We start from the raw sequence: 16,163 nt of genomic DNA, 5'->3' as shown, positions 1-16,163 counted from the left end.
CCTTCGCCGTCCTGGGGCCGCAGGTCAGAGGCCCTTGGGGGTCCAGTAGTCGAGCAGTGTGCCCACGCCGTGTTCCACGGACTTCCACGATCCGGTGAAGGAGACCACGGCCAGGGCCGCGGTCGGGAAGCCCGTACGGGTCATGCGCGTCAGGGTTTCGCCCTCCGCGCGCCCCGAGAGGGCGTCGGCGAGGGCGTGCATGCCGGGGTTGTGCCCGATGACGAGGAGGTCGGAGACCTCGTCGGAGGTCTCGTTGAGCAGGGCGATGAGCTCGCCCAGCGAGGCGTCGTAGAGCCGCTCCTCGTAGTGGGTCTTCGGCCGGTGCGGCATCTCCTGGACGGCGAGCTTCCAAGTCTCACGCGTGCGGGCGGCGGTGGAGCACAGGGCCAGGTCGAAGACGATGCCGGTTTCGGCGAGCTTCAGACCGACGGCCGGCGCGTCCTTGCGGCCTCGTTCCGCGAGCGGGCGATCGTGGTCGGACACCTCGGGCCAGTCGGCCTTGGCGTGCCGGAGGAGGGCGATCCTGCGGGGTGTGTCGGCGCTCATGACTCCCAGCTTCGCATGAAACGGGGCGCGGGGCGCAGGGCGTTGGGGGGGCTCACGCCCGGGTGAGGGGCGCGCGGGAGGTCAGGCGACGCCGCGCAGCAGCTGCTCGACGATCTGGACGAGGCCCGAGACCTCGCCGGTGGCCGCGTGGGCCTCGCCGGACCCGGCGAGGAGCAGCAGCAGGAGCCCGAAGGCGAGGGTGGGCAGGGCCAGTGCCCACCAGTGCAGCCGGGTGCTCGCGGCCGTGGCGCGGCCCCGGGGCCGGGTGGGGCCCGGCGGGAGGGGGCTGATGTGCGTGGGGGCCGACATGGCCGCCTCCGTGGGTGTGGACCGGACTGACTCGCTGCCTACGAATCTATGGATCCGGGGCGCCGGTTCCCATCGGGGGCACACCCCACTTCACCCTGAGCCTGACCCCCTAGGGGTAGTGGGGTTAGCCCCACCCTCCCCCTGGGGGAGAGGCTCACGGGGAGGCGATCGTGGCGATGACGGAGATGATCACGGTGACGGCGAGGAACGCGCCGAGCACGAGGCCGAGCTTCTTGCGGCCGTTCTGCGGGTTCGGTTCAAGTACGGGCGTCATGCCGGTCAGTCTCCCATGCCGCATTCGTCCTCGATCGTGCGGTCCCGTCCGGCGAGGACGCCCAGCGCGATCTGCGGTACGAGGAGTCCGGCCATCAGGGCGAGCGGCAGGTCCCAGCCTCCGCTGTGCTGGTAGAGCGCGCCGATGAGGAGGGGGCCGGGGATGGAGATGAGGTAGCCGGTGCTCTGGGCGAAGGCGGAGAGCTTGACCACGCCGGCCGGGGACTTGGCGCGCAGCCCGATGAGGGTGATGACGAGGGGGAAGGCGCAGTTGGAGATGCCGAGCAGGAGCGCCCAGGCCCAGGCTCCGGCGGCGGGGGCGAAGTAGAGGCCGAGGTAGCCGGTGAGGCCGAAGGCGCCGAGGGTGACGGCGATGGCGCCCTGGTTCTTCATCCGGGCGGCGAGGCCGGGGATGACGAAGGCGAGGGGGACGCCCATGACCATGGTGACGGCGAGGAGCACTCCGGCCGTGGAGGCGGAGACCCCGGCGTCGCGGAAGATCTGCGGGAGCCAGCCCATGGTGATGTAGGCGCCGGTGGCTTGGAGGCCGAAGTAGCAGGCCAGGGCCCAGGCGGTGCGGCTGCGGGCGACCCGCGGGCCGGCCCCGGAGCCGACGGTCCCGGCGGTGGCCCCGGCCCGGTCGGCGCGCCGGGAGGCGCGGGCGACGGGCAGCCAGGGCAGTACGGCGAGCAGGGCGAGCACGGCCCAGACCAGTAGGCCGGTGCGCCAGCTGCCGCCGAGGGCGTCGGTCAGCGGGACGGTCGCGGCGGCGGCGAGCGAGGTGCCGGCGGCCAGGGACATGGAGTACAGGCCGATCATGGTGCCGACCTTGTCCGGGAAGTAGCGCTTGACGATCACCGGGAGCAGCACGTTGGTGAGGGCTATGCCGGCCAGCGACAGGGCGCTGGCGGCGAGGAAGCCGACGGCGCCGGTCGCGAACGGGCGGATGAGCAGGCCGGTGGCGACCGCGGCCATGCCGGCGCAGACGACGGCGGCCGGGCCGAAGCGGCGGGAGAGCCGGGGCGCGGTGACGCCGAAGACGGCGAAGCAGAGGGCGGGGACGGAGGTGATCAGTCCGGCGACGGTGCCGCTCATGCCGAGACCGGTGCGGGTCTCCTCGAACAGGGCGCCGAGGCTGGTGATGGCGGGCCGCAGGTTGAGGGCGGCCAGCACGATTCCGACGATGAGCACCGGGCCGAGCCAGGTCGGGGCGGCCTGGGCGGGGGCGGGGAGGTGCTGTTCAGGGGCGGTGCGCACGACCGGCGGGCGGTTCATGGTCCGGATTTCTTCGTCGGGCATTCAACCATCATAGAATCATGGGATGATTGGTTGTCCAGTCGCTCGTGAAGTCGCCCCCGAGAGGAACCCATGCCGCTGACCTCGCCCCGGCGCTCCGCGCTCGTCGATCAGGTGATCGCCCAGCTGCGGAACCAGATCACCTCCGGCGAGTGGCCGGTCGGCGCCCGTATCCCGACCGAGCCGGAGCTCGTCGAGCTGCTGGGCGTCGCGCGCAACACGGTGCGCGAGGCCGTGCGGGCGCTGGCGCACAACGGCCTCCTCGACATCCGGCAGGGCTCGGGGACGTACGTCATCGCCACCAGCGAGCTGGCCGGCGTGATGCACCGCCGCTTCGCCGGGGCCGAGCCGCGGCACATCGCCGAGCTGCGTTCGACGCTGGAGTCCTCGGCGGCCCGGCTGGCGGCGGAGCGGCGCACCGAGCGGGACCTCGTACAGCTGGACGCCTTGCTGGCGCGCCGCGAGGAGGCCTGGGCGGGCGGCGATGCGGAGGTCTTCGTGGCGGCGGACGTGAGTCTGCACATGGCGGTGGTGACCGCCTCGCACAACGACGTGCTGATCGAGCTGTACGCGGACCTCGGCGACCTGGTGGCCGACTGGCTGCGGGCGGACGTGGGGACCGAACTGCTCCCTTCCGCCCACCTGGACCACGCCCGGCTGATCGAGGCGATCCGGCGGGGCGACGGGGACGCGGCGGCCTCGGAGGCTGCGGGTTACCCCTTCGCCTGCCTCGGCAAGAACGCGCAGGACGCCCCGGGCGAGAACGCGCAGGACGCCCCGCTCACGGGCGCCGGTGGCTGACCCAGGCCGAGCGGACCTCTTTCCAGCAGCGGCCGACGAGCTCGGTCCGGCCGGCCGGGCCGACGGCCACGGCGACGCCGTCGCCGTCCACGTCCCACCAGCGGTCGCACTCGACGTGCAGCCGTACGAGGTCGGTCTCCGGATAGGCGTTGTGGCAGTACGCCGACACCTGCGAGCCGTGGATCACGGTGTCGCAGTCGGCGCCGAAGAGCTCGCCCCCGGCGGGCCGTGCGGGCTGTGCGGGGGGTTCGGCGGGGATGTCGGCGAGCTCCACGACGGCCGAGCTCACCACTTCGGGGCCGGGTACGGGCTCCTCCCCCACGGGCTGCGCGGCGGCTCCGGGGACCAGGAGTCCGGTCAGGATCACTGTGGTGACCAGCACGGAAACAGCTCGGCTCGGCCTCGCGCGCACTCCTACCTCCTCCCCGCAGGAGCCGAGAAGATCCCGGCTCGGTCAGTTTGCAGGCATTCGTCCCGGTTTTCGACTCGGGAAGATCCGGTCGGCCGGTGAACATCCGATCGAACGCACCCCCCACGGAGTGCGCGAACGGCGACGGCCGCGCCTCCCGGAAGGGAAGCGCGGCCGTCGCCGTACGGACGGGGAGAGCCGATCGAGGATCAGGCGCCCATCGCGTGCAGGCCGCCGTCCACGTGGACGATCTCGCCGGTGGTCTTCGGGAACCAGTCCGACAGCAGGGCCACGACGCCCTTGCCGGTCGGCTCCGGGTCGCTCATGTCCCACTCCAGCATGGAACGGGAGTTCCAGACCTCGGCCAGCTCGCCGAACCCCGGGATGGACTTCGCGGCCATGGAGCCGATCGGACCGGCCGAGACCAGGTTGCAGCGGATGTTCTCCTTGCCCAGGTCGCGGGCGAGGTAACGGCTGGTGGCCTCCAGGGCGGCCTTGGCCGGGCCCATCCAGTCGTACTGCGGCCAGGCGAACTGCGCGTCGAAGGTGAGGCCGACGACGGCCGCGCCCTCCGCCGGGAAGAGCGGCTTGCAGGCCATGGTCAGCGACTTCAGCGAGAACGCCGAGACGTGCATGGCGGTGGCAACCGACTCGAACGGGGTGTTCAGGAAGTTGCCGCCGAGGGCGTCCTGCGGCGCGAAGCCGATGGAGTGGACGACGCCGTCGAGGCCGCCGAGCTCGTCGCGGACGAGGCCCTCCAGGCGGGCCAGGTGCTCGTCGTTGGTGACGTCGAGCTCGATCACCTTGACCGGCTTCGGCAGCTTCTTCGCGATGCGCTCGGTCAGCGACGGGCGCGGCCACGCGGTGAGGATGACCTCGGCGCCCTGCTCCTGAGCCAGCCGGGCCGTGTGGAAGGCGATGGACGACTCCATCAGCACACCCGTGATGAGGATGCGCTTGCCCTCGAGAATTCCGCTCATGGTGATCAGTGACCCATGCCCAATCCGCCGTCAACGGGAATGACGGCTCCGGTGATGTACGCGGCGTCATCGGACGCCAGGAAGCGAACGGCTGCCGCGATCTCCTCGGGCTGCGCGTAACGGCCGAGCGGCACCTGGCCCACGATGCCCGCGCGCTGCTCGTCGGTGAGCACCTTCGTCATGTCGGTGTCCACGAAACCGGGGGCGACGACGTTGAAGGTGATGTTGCGGGAACCCAGCTCGCGGGCCAGGGAGCGGGCGAAGCCCACCAGCGCGGCCTTGGAGGCCGCGTAGTTGGCCTGGCCGGCCGAGCCCAGGAGCCCGACGACCGAGGAGATCAGGACGACGCGGCCCTTCTTGGCCCGGAGCATGCCCCGGTTCGCGCGCTTGACCACCCGGAACGTGCCGGTGAGGTTGGTGTCGAGGACGGACGTGAAGTCCTCCTCGGACATGCGCATCAGCAGCGTGTCCTTGGTGATGCCGGCATTGGCCACGAGGACCTCGACCGCGCCGTGCGCGTCCTCGATCTCCTTGTAGGCCTGCTCCACCTGCTCGGAGTCGGTGATGTCGCACCGCACCGCCAGGACACCGAGGGAGGTGAGCGCCTCCGGCGGCTCACCCGACCGGTACGTGATCGCGACCTTGTCGCCGGCCTCCGCGAAGGCTTGGGCGATGGCGAGGCCGATGCCCCGGTTTCCTCCGGTGACGAGAACCGAGCGGCTCAACGGATCACCCTTTCGCTAGCGGTCTGAATACCAAAAACCTATAGGTCGCGCCGCTCGTACGGAGAATCGACCCCCGACAGGGCCTTGCGACCGGCTCTGTCGAATCCCTACAGAAAGATGTAGGCACGAAGGCCCCGATCGCGACATGATCGGGGCGACCGGCCCCGACCACGGGAGGACTTCCGTGCCCCATTCCATCGACGCGGCCTTCACCGCGCTGCCCCTGCGGGCGCTCGCCGACGCGGCGCTCGCCCGGGCCCGCGCGCTGGGCGCCGAGCATGCCGACTTCCGGCTGGAGCGGATCCGCAGCGCCTCCTGGCGCCTGCGGGACGCCAAGCCCTCCGGCGGCTCCGACAGCACCGATCTCGGGTACGCGGTCCGGGTCGTGCACGGGGGCAGCTGGGGATTCGCCTCCGGTGTGGACCTGACCATGGACGCCGCCGCCAAGGTGGCCTCGCAGGCCGTGGCCATGGCGAAGCTGTCCGCCCAGGTGATCAAGGCCGCCGGTTCGGACGAACGGGTGGAGCTCGCCGACGAGCCGGTGCACACCGACCGGACGTGGATCTCCGCGTACGACGTGGACCCCTTCGAGGTGCCGGACGCCGAGAAGGCCGCGCTGCTGGCCGACTGGAGCTCGCGCCTGCTGGCGGCCGACGGGGTGGCCCACGTGGACGCCTCGCTGCTCGCCGTCCACGAGAACAAGTTCTACGCCGACACCGCGGGCACCTCGACCACGCAGCAGCGGGTCCGGATCCACCCGCAGCTCACCGCGGTCGCCGTGAACGGCGCGACCGGCGAGTTCGACTCGATGCGCACCATCGCCCCGCCCGCCGGCCGCGGCTGGGAGTACCTCACCGGCACCGGCTGGGACTGGAACTCCGAACTGGAGCAGATCCCCGGCCTGCTCGCCGAGAAGATGCGGGCGCCGAGCGTCGAGGCCGGCCGGTACGACCTGGTGGTCGACCCGTCCAACCTGTGGCTCACCATCCACGAGTCCATCGGCCACGCCACCGAGCTGGACCGGGCGCTGGGCTACGAGGCGGCGTACGCGGGGACCTCCTTCGCCACCTTCGACCAGCTGGGCAAGCTCAAGTACGGCTCCTCGATCATGAACGTGACGGGTGACCGCACCGCCGAGCACGGTCTGGCCACCGTCGGCTTCGACGACGAGGGCGTCCAGGCGCAGAGCTGGGACCTGGTCAAGGACGGCACCCTGGTCGGCTACCAGCTGGACCGGCGGATCGCGAAGCTGACCGGGCTCGGGCGCTCCAACGGCTGCGCCTTCGCCGATTCCCCCGGGCACGTGCCCGTCCAGCGGATGGCGAACGTCTCCCTCCAGCCGGATCCGGGCGGGCTCTCGACCGAGGACCTGATCGGCGGGGTGGAGCGCGGGATCTACGTGGTCGGCGACCGCTCGTGGTCGATCGACATGCAGCGCTACAACTTCCAGTTCACCGGGCAGCGGTTCTTCCGGATCGAGAACGGCAAGCTGGCGGGGCAGCTGCGCGACGTCGCGTACCAGGCCACCACCACCGATTTCTGGGGCTCGATGGAGAAGGTCGGCGGCCCGCAGACCTATGTCCTGGGCGGCGCCTTCAACTGCGGCAAGGCCCAGCCGGGCCAGGTGGCGGCGGTCTCGCACGGCTGCCCGTCCGCGCTGTTCCGCGACGTGAACATCCTGAACACCACGCAGGAGGCCGGGCGATGAGCTCGTCGATTCGCATCACCAAGCCCCACGAGGTCGTCGAGCGGGCCCTGGAGCTGTCCACCGCCGACGGCTGCGTCGTCATCGCGGACGAGGGGTCGAGCGCCAATCTGCGCTGGGCGGGCAACGCCCTGACGACGAACGGCGTGACCCGCGGCCGGACCCTGACGGTCATCGCCACGGTCGACGGCAAGGAGGGGACGGCCTCGGGGGTCGTCTCGCGCTCCGCCGTGACCGCGGACGACCTGGAGCCGCTGGTCCGGGCCGCCGAGGCGGCCGCCCGCGGGGCGGGCCCGGCCGAGGACGCCCAGCAGCTGGTCACCGGGATCCCGGCCTCGCCGGACTTCACCGACGCCCCGGCCGAGACGAGCTCGGCGGTCTTCGCGGACTTCGCCCCGGCCCTCGGCGAGGCCTTCGCCCGGGCCCGCGAGGGCGGTCGGGAGCTGTACGGCTTCGCCCACCACGAGCTGGTCTCCACGTACGTCGGCACCTCGACGGGCCTGCGGCTGCGCCACGACCAGCCGAAGGGCACCCTGGAGCTCAACGCGAAGTCCCCGGACCGGCAGCGCTCCGCCTGGGCGGGCCGCTCCACTCGGGACTTCAAGGACGTGGACCCGACCGTGCTGGACGCGGAGCTCGCCGTGCGCCTCGGCTGGGCGGAGCGGAAGATCGACCTGCCCGCGGGCCGGTACGAGACGCTGCTGCCGCCGACCGCCGTGGCCGACCTGCTGATCTACCAGATGTGGTCGGCGGCGGCCCGGGACGCGGTGGAGGGCCGTACGGTCTTCTCCAAGCCCGGTGGCGGCACCCGGCTCGGCGAGAAGCTGTCCGGGCTGCCGCTCTCCCTGCGCAGCGACCCGAACGCGCCGGGACTGGAGTCCGCGCCGTTCGTGATCGCGCACAGCTCCGGCGACGACGCCTCGGTGTTCGACAACGGCCTGCCGGTCCCGGCGACCGAGTGGATCGCGGACGGTCACCTGAACCGGCTGAGCACGACCCGGCACACGGCGGGCCTGACCGGGATGCAGCTGTCCCCCGGCTTCGGGAACCTGATCCTGGACGCGGGCGGCGAGAAGTCGCTGGAGGAGATGGTCGCGGCCACCGAGCGGGGTCTGCTGCTGACCTGCCTCTGGTACATCCGCGAGGTGGACCCGGCGACGCTGCTGCTCACGGGCCTGACCCGGGACGGCGTCTACCTGGTGGAGAACGGGCAGGTGGTCGGCGAGGTCAACAACTTCCGGTTCAACGAGTCACCGGTGGACCTGCTGTCGCGGGCCTCGGAGGCCGGCCGGACCGAGAAGACCCTGCCGCGCGAGTGGAGCGACTGGTTCACCCGTGCCGCGATGCCGGCGCTGCGCATCCCGGACTTCAACATGAGTTCGGTGAGCAAGGGCGTCTGACCACCTAGAATGTGCGGGTAGACCCCTCATCCACGTCCCTACTCACTCCATCTCTCAAGGAGAGTCACGACCGTGACTGACATCGTCGACGAACTGAAGTGGCGCGGGCTCTTCGCCCAGTCCACCGACGAAGAAGCGCTGCGCAAGGCCTTCGCGGACGGTCCGGTCACCTTCTATTGCGGCTTCGACCCGACCGCGGCCTCGCTGCACGTGGGGCACCTGGTCCAGGTGCTCACCGTGCGCCGGCTCCAGCAGGCCGGTAACCGGCCGCTGGCGCTGGTCGGCGGGGCCACGGGGCAGATCGGCGACCCGCGACCGACGGCCGAGCGGACCCTGAACGACCCGGAGACCGTGGCGAACTGGGTGACGCGGCTGCGCACCCAGATCGAACCGTTCCTGTCCTTCGAGGGCGAGAACGCGGCGCTCATGGTGAACAACCTGGACTGGACGGCGGGCATGTCCGCCATCGAGTTCCTGCGGGACATCGGCAAGCACTTCCGCGTCAACAAGATGCTGACGAAGGACTCGGTCGCCAAGCGGCTCGACTCCGACCAGGGCATCAGCTACACGGAGTTCAGCTACCAGCTGCTCCAGGGCATGGACTTCCTGGAGCTGTACCGGCGCTACGGCTGCGTGCTCCAGCAGGGCGGCTCCGACCAGTGGGGCAACCTGACGGCCGGTCTCGACCTGATCCACCGGGTCGAGCCGGGCGCGGTCGTGCACGCACTGGCGACCCCGCTGATGGTCAAGGCGGACGGCACCAAGTTCGGCAAGTCCGAGAGCGGCGCCGTGTGGCTCGACCCGGAGATGACCACGCCGTACGCGTTCTACCAGTTCTGGTTGAACGTGGACGACCGGGACATCTCCACCTACATGCGGATCCTCTCCTTCAAGTCCCGCGAGGAGCTGGAGGAGCTGGAGGCACAGACCGCCGAGCGGCCGCAGGCGCGCGCCGCCCAGCGGGCGCTGGCCGAGGAGCTGACCACGCTCGTGCACGGGGCCGAGCAGTGCGCCGCCGTGATCGCCGCGTCGAAGGCACTGTTCGGCCAGGGCGACCTGGCGGAGCTGGACGAGGCCACGCTGGCCGCGGCCCTGTCCGAGCTGCCGCACGTCCAGGTGGCGGAGCCCGGCCTCGTGGTGGACATGCTCGCGGAGACCGGCCTGGTCGCGAGCAAGTCGGCCGGCCGCCGGACCGTGAAGGAGGGCGGCGCCTACGTGAACAACGCGAAGGTCACCGCCGAGGACGCGGTCCCCGCCAAGGAGGACCTGCTCCACGGACGCTGGCTGGTGCTGCGCCGCGGCAAGAAGAACCTGGCCGCGGTGGAGGTCACCGGCGCCTGACGCGTCCGGCGCGCCGCAGGGCGCGCGTGCGGAGTGAGCACGTCAGAGCACCGCGGAGGGGCCGGTTCGGACCACTGGGTCCGGCCGGCCCCTTCGTCATGCCCCGCGATGGCTCACGTCGTCTGCCGCTTGCCCTTGATCGCTCCGTACATCATCTCGCCGAGCGCGACCACGAGGACCGCTCCGGCGATCTGTAGCAGGTGCCGGGTCCAGTCGATGCCCGCGGTCTCACCCACACCGATCCACGTGGCCACCGCATTGCCGAGGACGGCACCGATGATGCCGAAGAGGGTGGTCAGCCACAGGGGCTGGTGCTGCTTGCCCGGCAGGATGGCCTTGGCTATCAGCCCCAGCACGAAACCGACGATGATCGCCCACAACCACATGTCGAGCCTCCTCCCGGCGCGTTGTGCGCACGTGCGCCCAGTGTCGACCCATCCGGCGTACGGCGCATTTCGGACGGTGCCGCACGGGGGGTCCCCCTCACCTCCCGGCCCGGGGGCGGGCGTACCGTGGGAGGGACCGGGCCGCGAGCGAGTGCCCGGAGGGCGATCGGGTGGTGGAGCGTGGAGCGGACGAAGCGGCAGAAGCGGAACGGGGCCGAGGTCTTCCGGATCACTGGCGCGCGGATGGGTCTCGCCGAGGACGTGCGGGGCCGCCAGCGGCGATACGTGATCTCTATGGCGATCAGGACCCTGTCGGTCATCGCGACCGTGCTGTTGTGGAACGTGCAGCGCCCGGTGGCCATCGTGACGCTCGTGGCCGGAGCCCTGCTCCCCTACGTGGCCGTGGTCATCGCCAACGCCGGGCGCGAATCGACGCCCTCGCTGCCCTCGCACTTCGTCCCGGCCCCCGTGCGACCGGCGCTCGACGCGGGAAACCTCAAGAAAAGCTCAGATCAATCGTGAAGTTCCGGTGCACTCCAGCGGGTCCTGCGTGACATACTGCTCACGCGCTCCGCATCCCCCGTCGGAGCGACGGACCGACGCCGGGCAGCTCCCCCCGTGGCTGCTCGGCGTCGCCATTCCGTTCTAATGTGGGCCTGTGACTTCCTCCAGCGCCTTCGGCCCCGACGAGAACCCCACCTGCTCCGCCAAGGGCTGTCGCGACGCGGCCGTCTGGGTCCTGGCGTGGAACAATCCGACGCTGCACACGCCGGAGCGGCGCAAGACCTGGCTGGCGTGCGAGGAGCACCGCGAACACCTCTCCCAGTTCCTGGGGGTCCGCGGTTTCCTCAAGGACGTCGTGAAGCTGGACGAGTGGGTTCAGCCGGAGGGCTCGGAACGCCCGCGCTGACCCGTCCCGTCCCGGCCTGGCCTGACCTGACCTGACCGACGTGACCTGACGTGCTCTGACCCGGGGCCCGGGTCAGCCGCCGATCGCGGACATCGGGCGGTCGGGCTGTAGGAAGGACGGGTCGTCGAGACCGGACCCGGCCTTCTTGCCCCACATCGCGACCTTCCACAGCCGGGCGATCTCCTCGTCCGGGGCGCCCGAGCGCAGGGCCGCGCGCAGGTCCGACTCCTCGGTCGCGAACAGGCACGTACGCACCTGGCCGTCGGCCGTGAGCCGCGTACGGTCGCAGGCGCTGCAGAACGGGCGGGTGACCGAGGCGATGACGCCGACGGTGGCCGGGCCCCCGTCGACCACCCAGCGCTCGGCCGGGGCGGAACCGCGCTCGGCGGCGCCTTCCTCGGTGAGCGTGAAGCGGGTGCGCAGGGACTCCAGGATGTCGCCGGCGGTGATCATGCCGTCGCGCTTCCAGCCGTGCTGGGCGTCGAGCGGCATCTGCTCGATGAAGCGGAGCTCGTACGCGTTCTCCACGGCCCAGGCCAGCAGGTCGGGGGCCTCGTCGTCGTTGAGGCCGGGCATGAGCACGGCGTTGACCTTGACGGGGGTGAGGCCGGCCTCGCGGGCCGCGGCCATGCCCTCGATGACGTCCTTGTGCCGGTCGCGGCGGGTGAGGGTCTTGAAGACGTCGGGCCGCAGGGTGTCCAGCGAAACGTTCACCCGGTCCAGGCCTGCGGCCTTCAGGGCCTGCGCGGTGCGCTTCAGACCGATGCCGTTGGTGGTCAGGGACATCTTGGGGCGGGGTTCCAGGGCGGCGCACCGTTCGACGATGCCGACCAGGCCGGGCCGCAGCAGCGGCTCGCCGCCGGTGAACCGGACCTCGGTGATCCCCAGCTGCGTGACCGCGATGCGGATCAACCGGACGATCTCGTCATCACTGAGCAGGTCCGACTTGTCGAGCCACTGCAGCCCCTCTTCGGGCATGCAGTAGGTGCAGCGCAGATTGCACCGGTCCGTCAGTGAGACGCGCAGGTCAGTGGCCACGCGGCCGTAGGTATCGAGAAGCACTGTGGGCCCCCTCCCCTGTCCGGAAGTAGAGGTACGCGCGGACATTGGATCTACTTCACGCGTTCTATTTCGAGACTACGTGACGCCTGTGTCATCCAGAGGTGCCCGAACGAACGAGACGTGACGTGGCCGCGTCGTAGGGTTCTACGACGCGGCCACGCTGGGTGTTCGGACGATGTCAGTGCGCCCCTGTTCCGGTGAGGGAGCGCACCTCCAGCTCGGCGAACTTCTGGGGGTCGGCCTCCTCCTTGGAGAGGACGGTTCCCAGCCAGCCCAGCAGGAAGCCGAGGGGGATCGAGATGATCCCCGGGTTCTCCAGCGGGAACCAGAAGAAGTCCGCGTCCTTGAACATGGAGGTGGGCTTTCCGGACACCACCGGGGAGAACAGCACCAGGCCGACTGCCGAGATGAGTCCGCCGTAGATGGACCAGAGCGCGCCCCGGGTGGTGAAGCGCTTCCAGAAGAGGCTGTAGAGGATGGTCGGCAGGTTCGCGGAGGCGGCGACCGCGAAGGCGAGCGCGACCAGGCCGGCCACGTTCAGGTCGCGGGCCAGTGCGCCGAGGCCGATGGCGACGGCTCCGATGACGACGGTGGACCAGCGGGCCGCGCGCATCTCCTCCTTCTCGGTGGCCTTGCCCTTGCGGATCACGTTCACGTACAGGTCGTGCGCGAAGGACGAGGAGGAGGCGAGGGTGAGGCCCGCGACGACGGCCAGGATGGTGGCGAAGGCGACCGCGGAGATCACGGCGAGCAGGATGGCGCCGCCGGTGGAGTCGGGGCCGCCGCCGACGGCCTGGGCGAGCAGGGGTGCGGCGGTGTTGCCGGCCTTGTTCGAGGCCAGGATGTCGGCCCTCTCCAGCAGGGCCGCGGCCCCGAAGCCGAGGGCGATGGTCATCAGGTAGAACGCGCCGATGATGCCGATGGCCCAGTTCACGGACTTGCGGGCGGCTTTGGCGGTGGGCACGGTGTAGAAGCGGATCAGGATGTGCGGGAGCCCCGCGGTGCCGAGGACGAGGGCGAGGCCGAGCGAGAGGAAGTCCAGCTTCGAGGTCGAGTCCTTGCCGTACTTGAGACCGGGTTCGAGGAACTTCACCCCCTGTCCGCTGTTCTCGGCGGCCTTGCCCAGCAGGTCGGAGACGTTGAAGTTGAACTTCAGCAGCACCAGGAAGGTGATCAGCAGGGCGCCCGCGATCAGCAGCACCGCCTTGATCATCTGGACCCAGGTGGTGCCCTTCATTCCGCCGATGGTCACGTAGACGATCATCAGTACGCCGACCAGCGCGACGACGGCCACCTTGCCGCCGTCGCTGGTGATGCCCAGGAGCAGCGAGACGAGCACGCCGGCGCCGGCCATCTGGGCGAGCAGGTAGAAGATCGAAACCACGATGGTGGAGGTGCCGGCGGCGGTACGGACGGGTCGCTGGCGCATCCGGTACGCGAGGACGTCGCCCATCGTGTAGCGGCCGGAGTTGCGCAGCGGCTCGGCGACGAGCAGCAGGGCGACCAGCCAGGCGACGAGGAAGCCGATCGAGTAGAGGAAGCCGTCGTAGCCGAAGAGGGCGATGGCTCCGGCGATGCCGAGGAAGGACGCGGCGGACATGTAGTCGCCGGAGATGGCGAGGCCGTTCTGGAAGCCGGTGAACTGGCGGCCGCCCGCGTAGAAGTCGGCGGCGCCCCGGGTCTGGCGGCCGGCCCAGACGGTGATGATCAGGGTGGCGACGACGAACAGCCCGAACAGGGTGATGATCAGCGGGCGGTGCTCGGAGGCTCCCGCGGCGAGCGTCGTCAGGTGGTGCGCGCCGCTCATTCGGCGGCCTCCATCCGCGCCTTGATGGCCTCGGCCTTGGGGTCGAGCTTCGCGGCGGCGTGCCGTGCGTAGAGCCAGGCGATCAGGAAGGTCGTCGCGAACTGGGCGAGGCCGAGCACGAGGGCGACGTTGATGTTGCCGAAGAGCTTGGTCCCCATGAAGCCGCCCGCGTAGTTGGACAGCAGGACGTAGAGCAGGTACCAGGCGATGAAGGCCACGGTGAGCGGGAAGGCGAAGGAGCGGTAGGAGCTCCGCAGTTCGGCGAACTCCGCGCTCTGCTGGACGCTCGCGTAGTCAGCTGCCGTGGGGGCCGCCGTGGGCGTTCCCGCGCTGCCGGGCGGCGGCGCTGCTTCGGTGGTCACGGGGGGATCTCCTTGTGACGCGGGTGCGGTGGGGACGACGGACAAAACAACCTCCGTGTGGGGGGACGGTGGTGCCGAGCCCCCCTGTCAACGGCACGGACGGCGCGTCGGGACGGTTCAACACCGGTTGATTCTTGGGGAACTGATTTCTCGAACTGATGGCGGAGAGGGGAACGGCGACGCTAGGTTCGCTTGTCATGAACCCGTCCGACGTGACCGCGTCCGGGCGGCTTTTTCGAAGATGACCTGGAGAACCCATGGATCAGCTGGGGTCGCGTGCGCCCAAGAAGCGCAGCCGTGCTCTCGCCGTACCCGTCGGCCTGGCGCTCACCGCCTCGCTCGCCTTCCTGCCCGCGATCTCGGCCTCGGCCGCCCCGCTGGGCGCTGCGGCCGACACGGCGACGACCTCGAAGGCCGATGCCTCCGGCCCCAAGCTGTCGTACGTGGCCAACCTGAACGCGTACGCCACGGTGAAGGCGGCGAAGAAGGCCGTTGAGCGGGCCGGCGGAACGGTGGTGACGGCCTACGAGCAGATCGGGGTCGTGGTCGCACACTCCCAGAACCCGGACTTCGCCCAGCAGCTGCGCGCCCAGCGCGGCCTGTTCGTCTCGGTCGGCGCCACCCGGACGGCCCCGATGTCGGCGGCGCGGACCACCGAGGAGGGAGCGACCCAGCAGCTCGGCCCGGCGGACGCCGCCAAGGCGGCGGCAGCGGCCCAGGAGGGTCAGGAGCCGCTGGAGCCCAACCAGTGGGACCTGCGGACGATCAAGGCCGACAAGGCTCACGAGATCAACGATGGCAGTCGGAACGTCACGGTGGGCATCATCGACACGGGAGTGGACGACACCCACCCCGATCTCGCCCCGAACTTCTCCAAGGGCCAGTCGGCCAACTGCGTGGGCGGCGTCGCCGACACCACCGAGGGCGCCTGGCGCCCGTACCCCGACGGCAGCGACCACGGCACGCACGTGGCCGGCACCATCGGAGCCGCGCGCAACGGCATCGGCATCAGCGGTGTCGCGCCGGGCGTGAAGATCGCCGCGATCAAGGTGAGCGAGCCCGGGACCAGCCTCTTCTACACCGAGGCGGTCGTCTGCGGCTTCATGTTCGCCGCCGAGAAGGGGATCGAGGTGACCAACAACAGCTACTACGTCGACCCGTGGCTCTTCAACTGCAAGTCCGACGACGACCAGAAGGCGCTGGTGGAGGCCATCGGCCGGGCCACCAAGTACGCCGAGCGCAAGGGCACGCTCCACATCGCGTCGGCCGGCAACTCCAACCAGGACCTGGCCGCGGCCTCCCTGGAGGACACGACCAGCCCGAACGACACCACCCCGGTGCCGCGCACCATCGACCCGAAGGTCTGCCTGGACCTGCCCACGCAGCTGCCGGGCGTGGTCACGGTCTCCGCGACCGGCGACAAGGGCCTGCGTTCGTACTACTCCAGCTACGGCCTCGGGGTCGTGGACGTCGCCGCCCCCGGCGGCGACAAGTGGCAGGTCCCGGACACCCCGGACGCCAACGGACGCGTACTGTCGACCGTCCCGGGCGGGGGCTACGGCTACAAGCAGGGCACCTCGATGGCCGCCCCGCACGTCGCGGGCGTCGCGGCGCTCCTCAAGAGCGCCCACCCGTCGGCCACGCCCTCGCAGCTCCAGGCGATGCTGAAGGCCCAGGCCACGAAGGCGGCCTGCCCGACGCAGATATACGACGCCGCGGGCACCCTGATCGACGCCACCACGTGCACGAGCAAGTGGGGCCAGACGGGCTACTACGGTTACGGCGTGATCGACGCCCTCAAGGCCGTGAAGTAACTCCCGTCGGGGCGGGGCGGACGGGCCGGGCGGGGAT

The 16,163-nt window shown here is 70.7% G+C and carries 18 protein-coding genes; 7 read left to right on the top strand and 11 right to left on the bottom strand.

Translation table 11 applies throughout. The features are described from left to right. Positions 1 to 24 precede the first annotated feature (24 nt). From OG594_RS12255 to OG594_RS12240, 4 genes are all read right to left on the bottom strand, one after another. Entirely contained in the window at positions 25 to 546 is a 522-nt protein-coding gene (locus tag OG594_RS12255; RefSeq protein WP_030012236.1) for a histidine phosphatase family protein, read from the bottom strand. A gap of 81 nt (positions 547 to 627) precedes the next feature. Next, entirely contained in the window at positions 628 to 855 is a 228-nt protein-coding gene (locus OG594_RS12250) for a hypothetical protein (protein ID WP_266598084.1), read from the bottom strand. A gap of 154 nt (positions 856 to 1,009) precedes the next feature. Next, positions 1,010 to 1,129, bottom strand: a complete 120-nt coding sequence (locus tag OG594_RS12245; RefSeq protein WP_266598082.1) for an SGM_5486 family transporter-associated protein — start codon at positions 1,127 to 1,129, stop codon at positions 1,010 to 1,012. A gap of 5 nt (positions 1,130 to 1,134) precedes the next feature. Then, on the bottom strand, positions 1,135 to 2,427 hold the full coding sequence (locus tag OG594_RS12240; protein ID WP_266598080.1) for an MFS transporter: 1,293 nt from the start codon (positions 2,425 to 2,427) through the stop codon (positions 1,135 to 1,137). 69 nt (positions 2,428 to 2,496) lie between these two features. Between OG594_RS12240 and OG594_RS12235 the strand changes: the two genes are divergently transcribed. Beyond that, entirely contained in the window at positions 2,497 to 3,225 is a 729-nt protein-coding gene (locus tag OG594_RS12235; protein WP_266598078.1) for a FadR/GntR family transcriptional regulator, read from the top strand. Here OG594_RS12235 and OG594_RS12230 read toward each other — a convergent pair. From OG594_RS12230 to fabG, 3 genes are all read right to left on the bottom strand, one after another. Continuing rightward, positions 3,206 to 3,607 (bottom strand): hypothetical protein, encoded by a 402-nt coding sequence (locus OG594_RS12230; RefSeq protein WP_323185199.1) that lies wholly within the window; start codon positions 3,605 to 3,607, stop codon positions 3,206 to 3,208. The genes OG594_RS12235 and OG594_RS12230 overlap by 20 nt on opposite strands. A 236-nt stretch (positions 3,608 to 3,843) precedes the next feature. After that, positions 3,844 to 4,614: an enoyl-ACP reductase FabI gene (gene fabI, locus OG594_RS12225; RefSeq protein ID WP_030016880.1), complete on the bottom strand. Its 771-nt coding sequence runs from the start codon at positions 4,612 to 4,614 to the stop codon at positions 3,844 to 3,846. Positions 4,615 to 4,619: 5 nt separating this feature from the next. Continuing rightward, positions 4,620 to 5,339 (bottom strand): 3-oxoacyl-[acyl-carrier-protein] reductase, encoded by a 720-nt coding sequence (gene fabG, locus OG594_RS12220; protein WP_030016879.1) that lies wholly within the window; start codon positions 5,337 to 5,339, stop codon positions 4,620 to 4,622. Between the two features lie 184 nt (positions 5,340 to 5,523). Here fabG and OG594_RS12215 point away from each other — a divergent pair, with 184 nt between their 5' ends. From OG594_RS12215 to tyrS, 3 genes are all read left to right on the top strand, one after another. Continuing rightward, positions 5,524 to 7,047 carry a TldD/PmbA family protein gene (locus OG594_RS12215; protein ID WP_266598075.1) on the top strand — a complete coding sequence of 508 codons (1,524 nt, stop codon included), beginning with the start codon at positions 5,524 to 5,526 and terminating at the stop codon, positions 7,045 to 7,047. Continuing rightward, positions 7,044 to 8,444 carry a metallopeptidase TldD-related protein gene (locus OG594_RS12210; RefSeq protein ID WP_266598073.1) on the top strand — a complete coding sequence of 467 codons (1,401 nt, stop codon included), beginning with the start codon at positions 7,044 to 7,046 and terminating at the stop codon, positions 8,442 to 8,444. Before OG594_RS12215 ends, OG594_RS12210 begins: the two co-directional genes overlap by 4 nt. 72 nt (positions 8,445 to 8,516) lie before the next feature. Beyond that, positions 8,517 to 9,785 carry a tyrosine--tRNA ligase gene (tyrS, locus tag OG594_RS12205; protein WP_266598071.1) on the top strand — a complete coding sequence of 423 codons (1,269 nt, stop codon included), beginning with the start codon at positions 8,517 to 8,519 and terminating at the stop codon, positions 9,783 to 9,785. A 113-nt stretch (positions 9,786 to 9,898) separates the two neighbouring features. Here the strand turns inward: tyrS and OG594_RS12200 are convergent, their stop codons facing one another. After that, complete coding sequence (locus tag OG594_RS12200; RefSeq protein ID WP_266598069.1) at positions 9,899 to 10,171, bottom strand: GlsB/YeaQ/YmgE family stress response membrane protein; 273 nt, start codon at positions 10,169 to 10,171, stop codon at positions 9,899 to 9,901. 243 nt (positions 10,172 to 10,414) lie between these two features. On the opposite strand from OG594_RS12200, the gene OG594_RS12195 reads away from it, so the two are divergent. Beyond that, complete coding sequence (locus OG594_RS12195) at positions 10,415 to 10,693, top strand: DUF3099 domain-containing protein (protein ID WP_051779274.1); 279 nt, start codon at positions 10,415 to 10,417, stop codon at positions 10,691 to 10,693. Positions 10,694 to 10,829: 136 nt separating this feature from the next. Then, a complete protein-coding gene (locus tag OG594_RS12190; RefSeq protein WP_266598067.1) occupies positions 10,830 to 11,081 on the top strand; it encodes a hypothetical protein in 252 nt (83 codons plus the stop codon). Between the two features lie 72 nt (positions 11,082 to 11,153). On the opposite strand, the gene moaA is transcribed toward OG594_RS12190, so the two are convergent. The 3 genes from moaA to OG594_RS12175 form a co-directional block, all read right to left on the bottom strand. Beyond that, positions 11,154 to 12,143: a GTP 3',8-cyclase MoaA gene (moaA, locus tag OG594_RS12185; RefSeq protein ID WP_266598065.1), complete on the bottom strand. Its 990-nt coding sequence runs from the start codon at positions 12,141 to 12,143 to the stop codon at positions 11,154 to 11,156. A gap of 178 nt (positions 12,144 to 12,321) precedes the next feature. Further along, the gene (locus tag OG594_RS12180; RefSeq protein WP_266598063.1) at positions 12,322 to 13,950 is read right to left on the bottom strand and encodes a cation acetate symporter; all 1,629 of its coding nucleotides are present in this window, start codon (positions 13,948 to 13,950) and stop codon (positions 12,322 to 12,324) included. Further along, positions 13,947 to 14,312 carry a DUF485 domain-containing protein gene (locus OG594_RS12175; RefSeq protein WP_030010462.1) on the bottom strand — a complete coding sequence of 122 codons (366 nt, stop codon included), beginning with the start codon at positions 14,310 to 14,312 and terminating at the stop codon, positions 13,947 to 13,949. The genes OG594_RS12180 and OG594_RS12175 overlap by 4 nt, the downstream gene beginning before the upstream one ends. A 257-nt stretch (positions 14,313 to 14,569) precedes the next feature. Between OG594_RS12175 and OG594_RS12170 the strand changes: the two genes are divergently transcribed. Then, on the top strand, positions 14,570 to 16,126 hold the full coding sequence (locus tag OG594_RS12170) for a S8 family serine peptidase (protein ID WP_266598061.1): 1,557 nt from the start codon (positions 14,570 to 14,572) through the stop codon (positions 16,124 to 16,126). The last annotated feature ends 37 nt before the right edge of the window (positions 16,127 to 16,163 follow it).

Origin of the sequence: Streptomyces sp. NBC_01214 (assembly GCF_026340975.1) — a bacterium.
In the GTDB taxonomy this organism is placed as follows: domain Bacteria; phylum Actinomycetota; class Actinomycetes; order Streptomycetales; family Streptomycetaceae; genus Streptomyces.
This window is presented reverse-complemented; position numbering and strand designations above follow the sequence as displayed.

Coding starts and splice junctions, on each gene's coding strand:
- OG594_RS12250 (WP_266598084.1), bottom strand. CDS start 855: ATGTCGGCCCCCACGCACATCAGCCCCCTCCCGCCGGGCCCCACCCGG.
- OG594_RS12180 (WP_266598063.1), bottom strand. CDS start 13,950: ATGAGCGGCGCGCACCACCTGACGACGCTCGCCGCGGGAGCCTCCGAG.
- OG594_RS12235 (WP_266598078.1), top strand. CDS start 2,497: ATGCCGCTGACCTCGCCCCGGCGCTCCGCGCTCGTCGATCAGGTGATC.
- OG594_RS12240 (WP_266598080.1), bottom strand. CDS start 2,427: ATGCCCGACGAAGAAATCCGGACCATGAACCGCCCGCCGGTCGTGCGC.
- OG594_RS12170 (WP_266598061.1), top strand. CDS start 14,570: ATGGATCAGCTGGGGTCGCGTGCGCCCAAGAAGCGCAGCCGTGCTCTC.
- OG594_RS12255 (WP_030012236.1), bottom strand. CDS start 546: ATGAGCGCCGACACACCCCGCAGGATCGCCCTCCTCCGGCACGCCAAG.
- OG594_RS12195 (WP_051779274.1), top strand. CDS start 10,415: ATGGGTCTCGCCGAGGACGTGCGGGGCCGCCAGCGGCGATACGTGATC.
- OG594_RS12245 (WP_266598082.1), bottom strand. CDS start 1,129: ATGACGCCCGTACTTGAACCGAACCCGCAGAACGGCCGCAAGAAGCTC.
- fabI (WP_030016880.1), bottom strand. CDS start 4,614: ATGAGCGGAATTCTCGAGGGCAAGCGCATCCTCATCACGGGTGTGCTG.
- OG594_RS12210 (WP_266598073.1), top strand. CDS start 7,044: ATGAGCTCGTCGATTCGCATCACCAAGCCCCACGAGGTCGTCGAGCGG.
- OG594_RS12200 (WP_266598069.1), bottom strand. CDS start 10,171: ATGTGGTTGTGGGCGATCATCGTCGGTTTCGTGCTGGGGCTGATAGCC.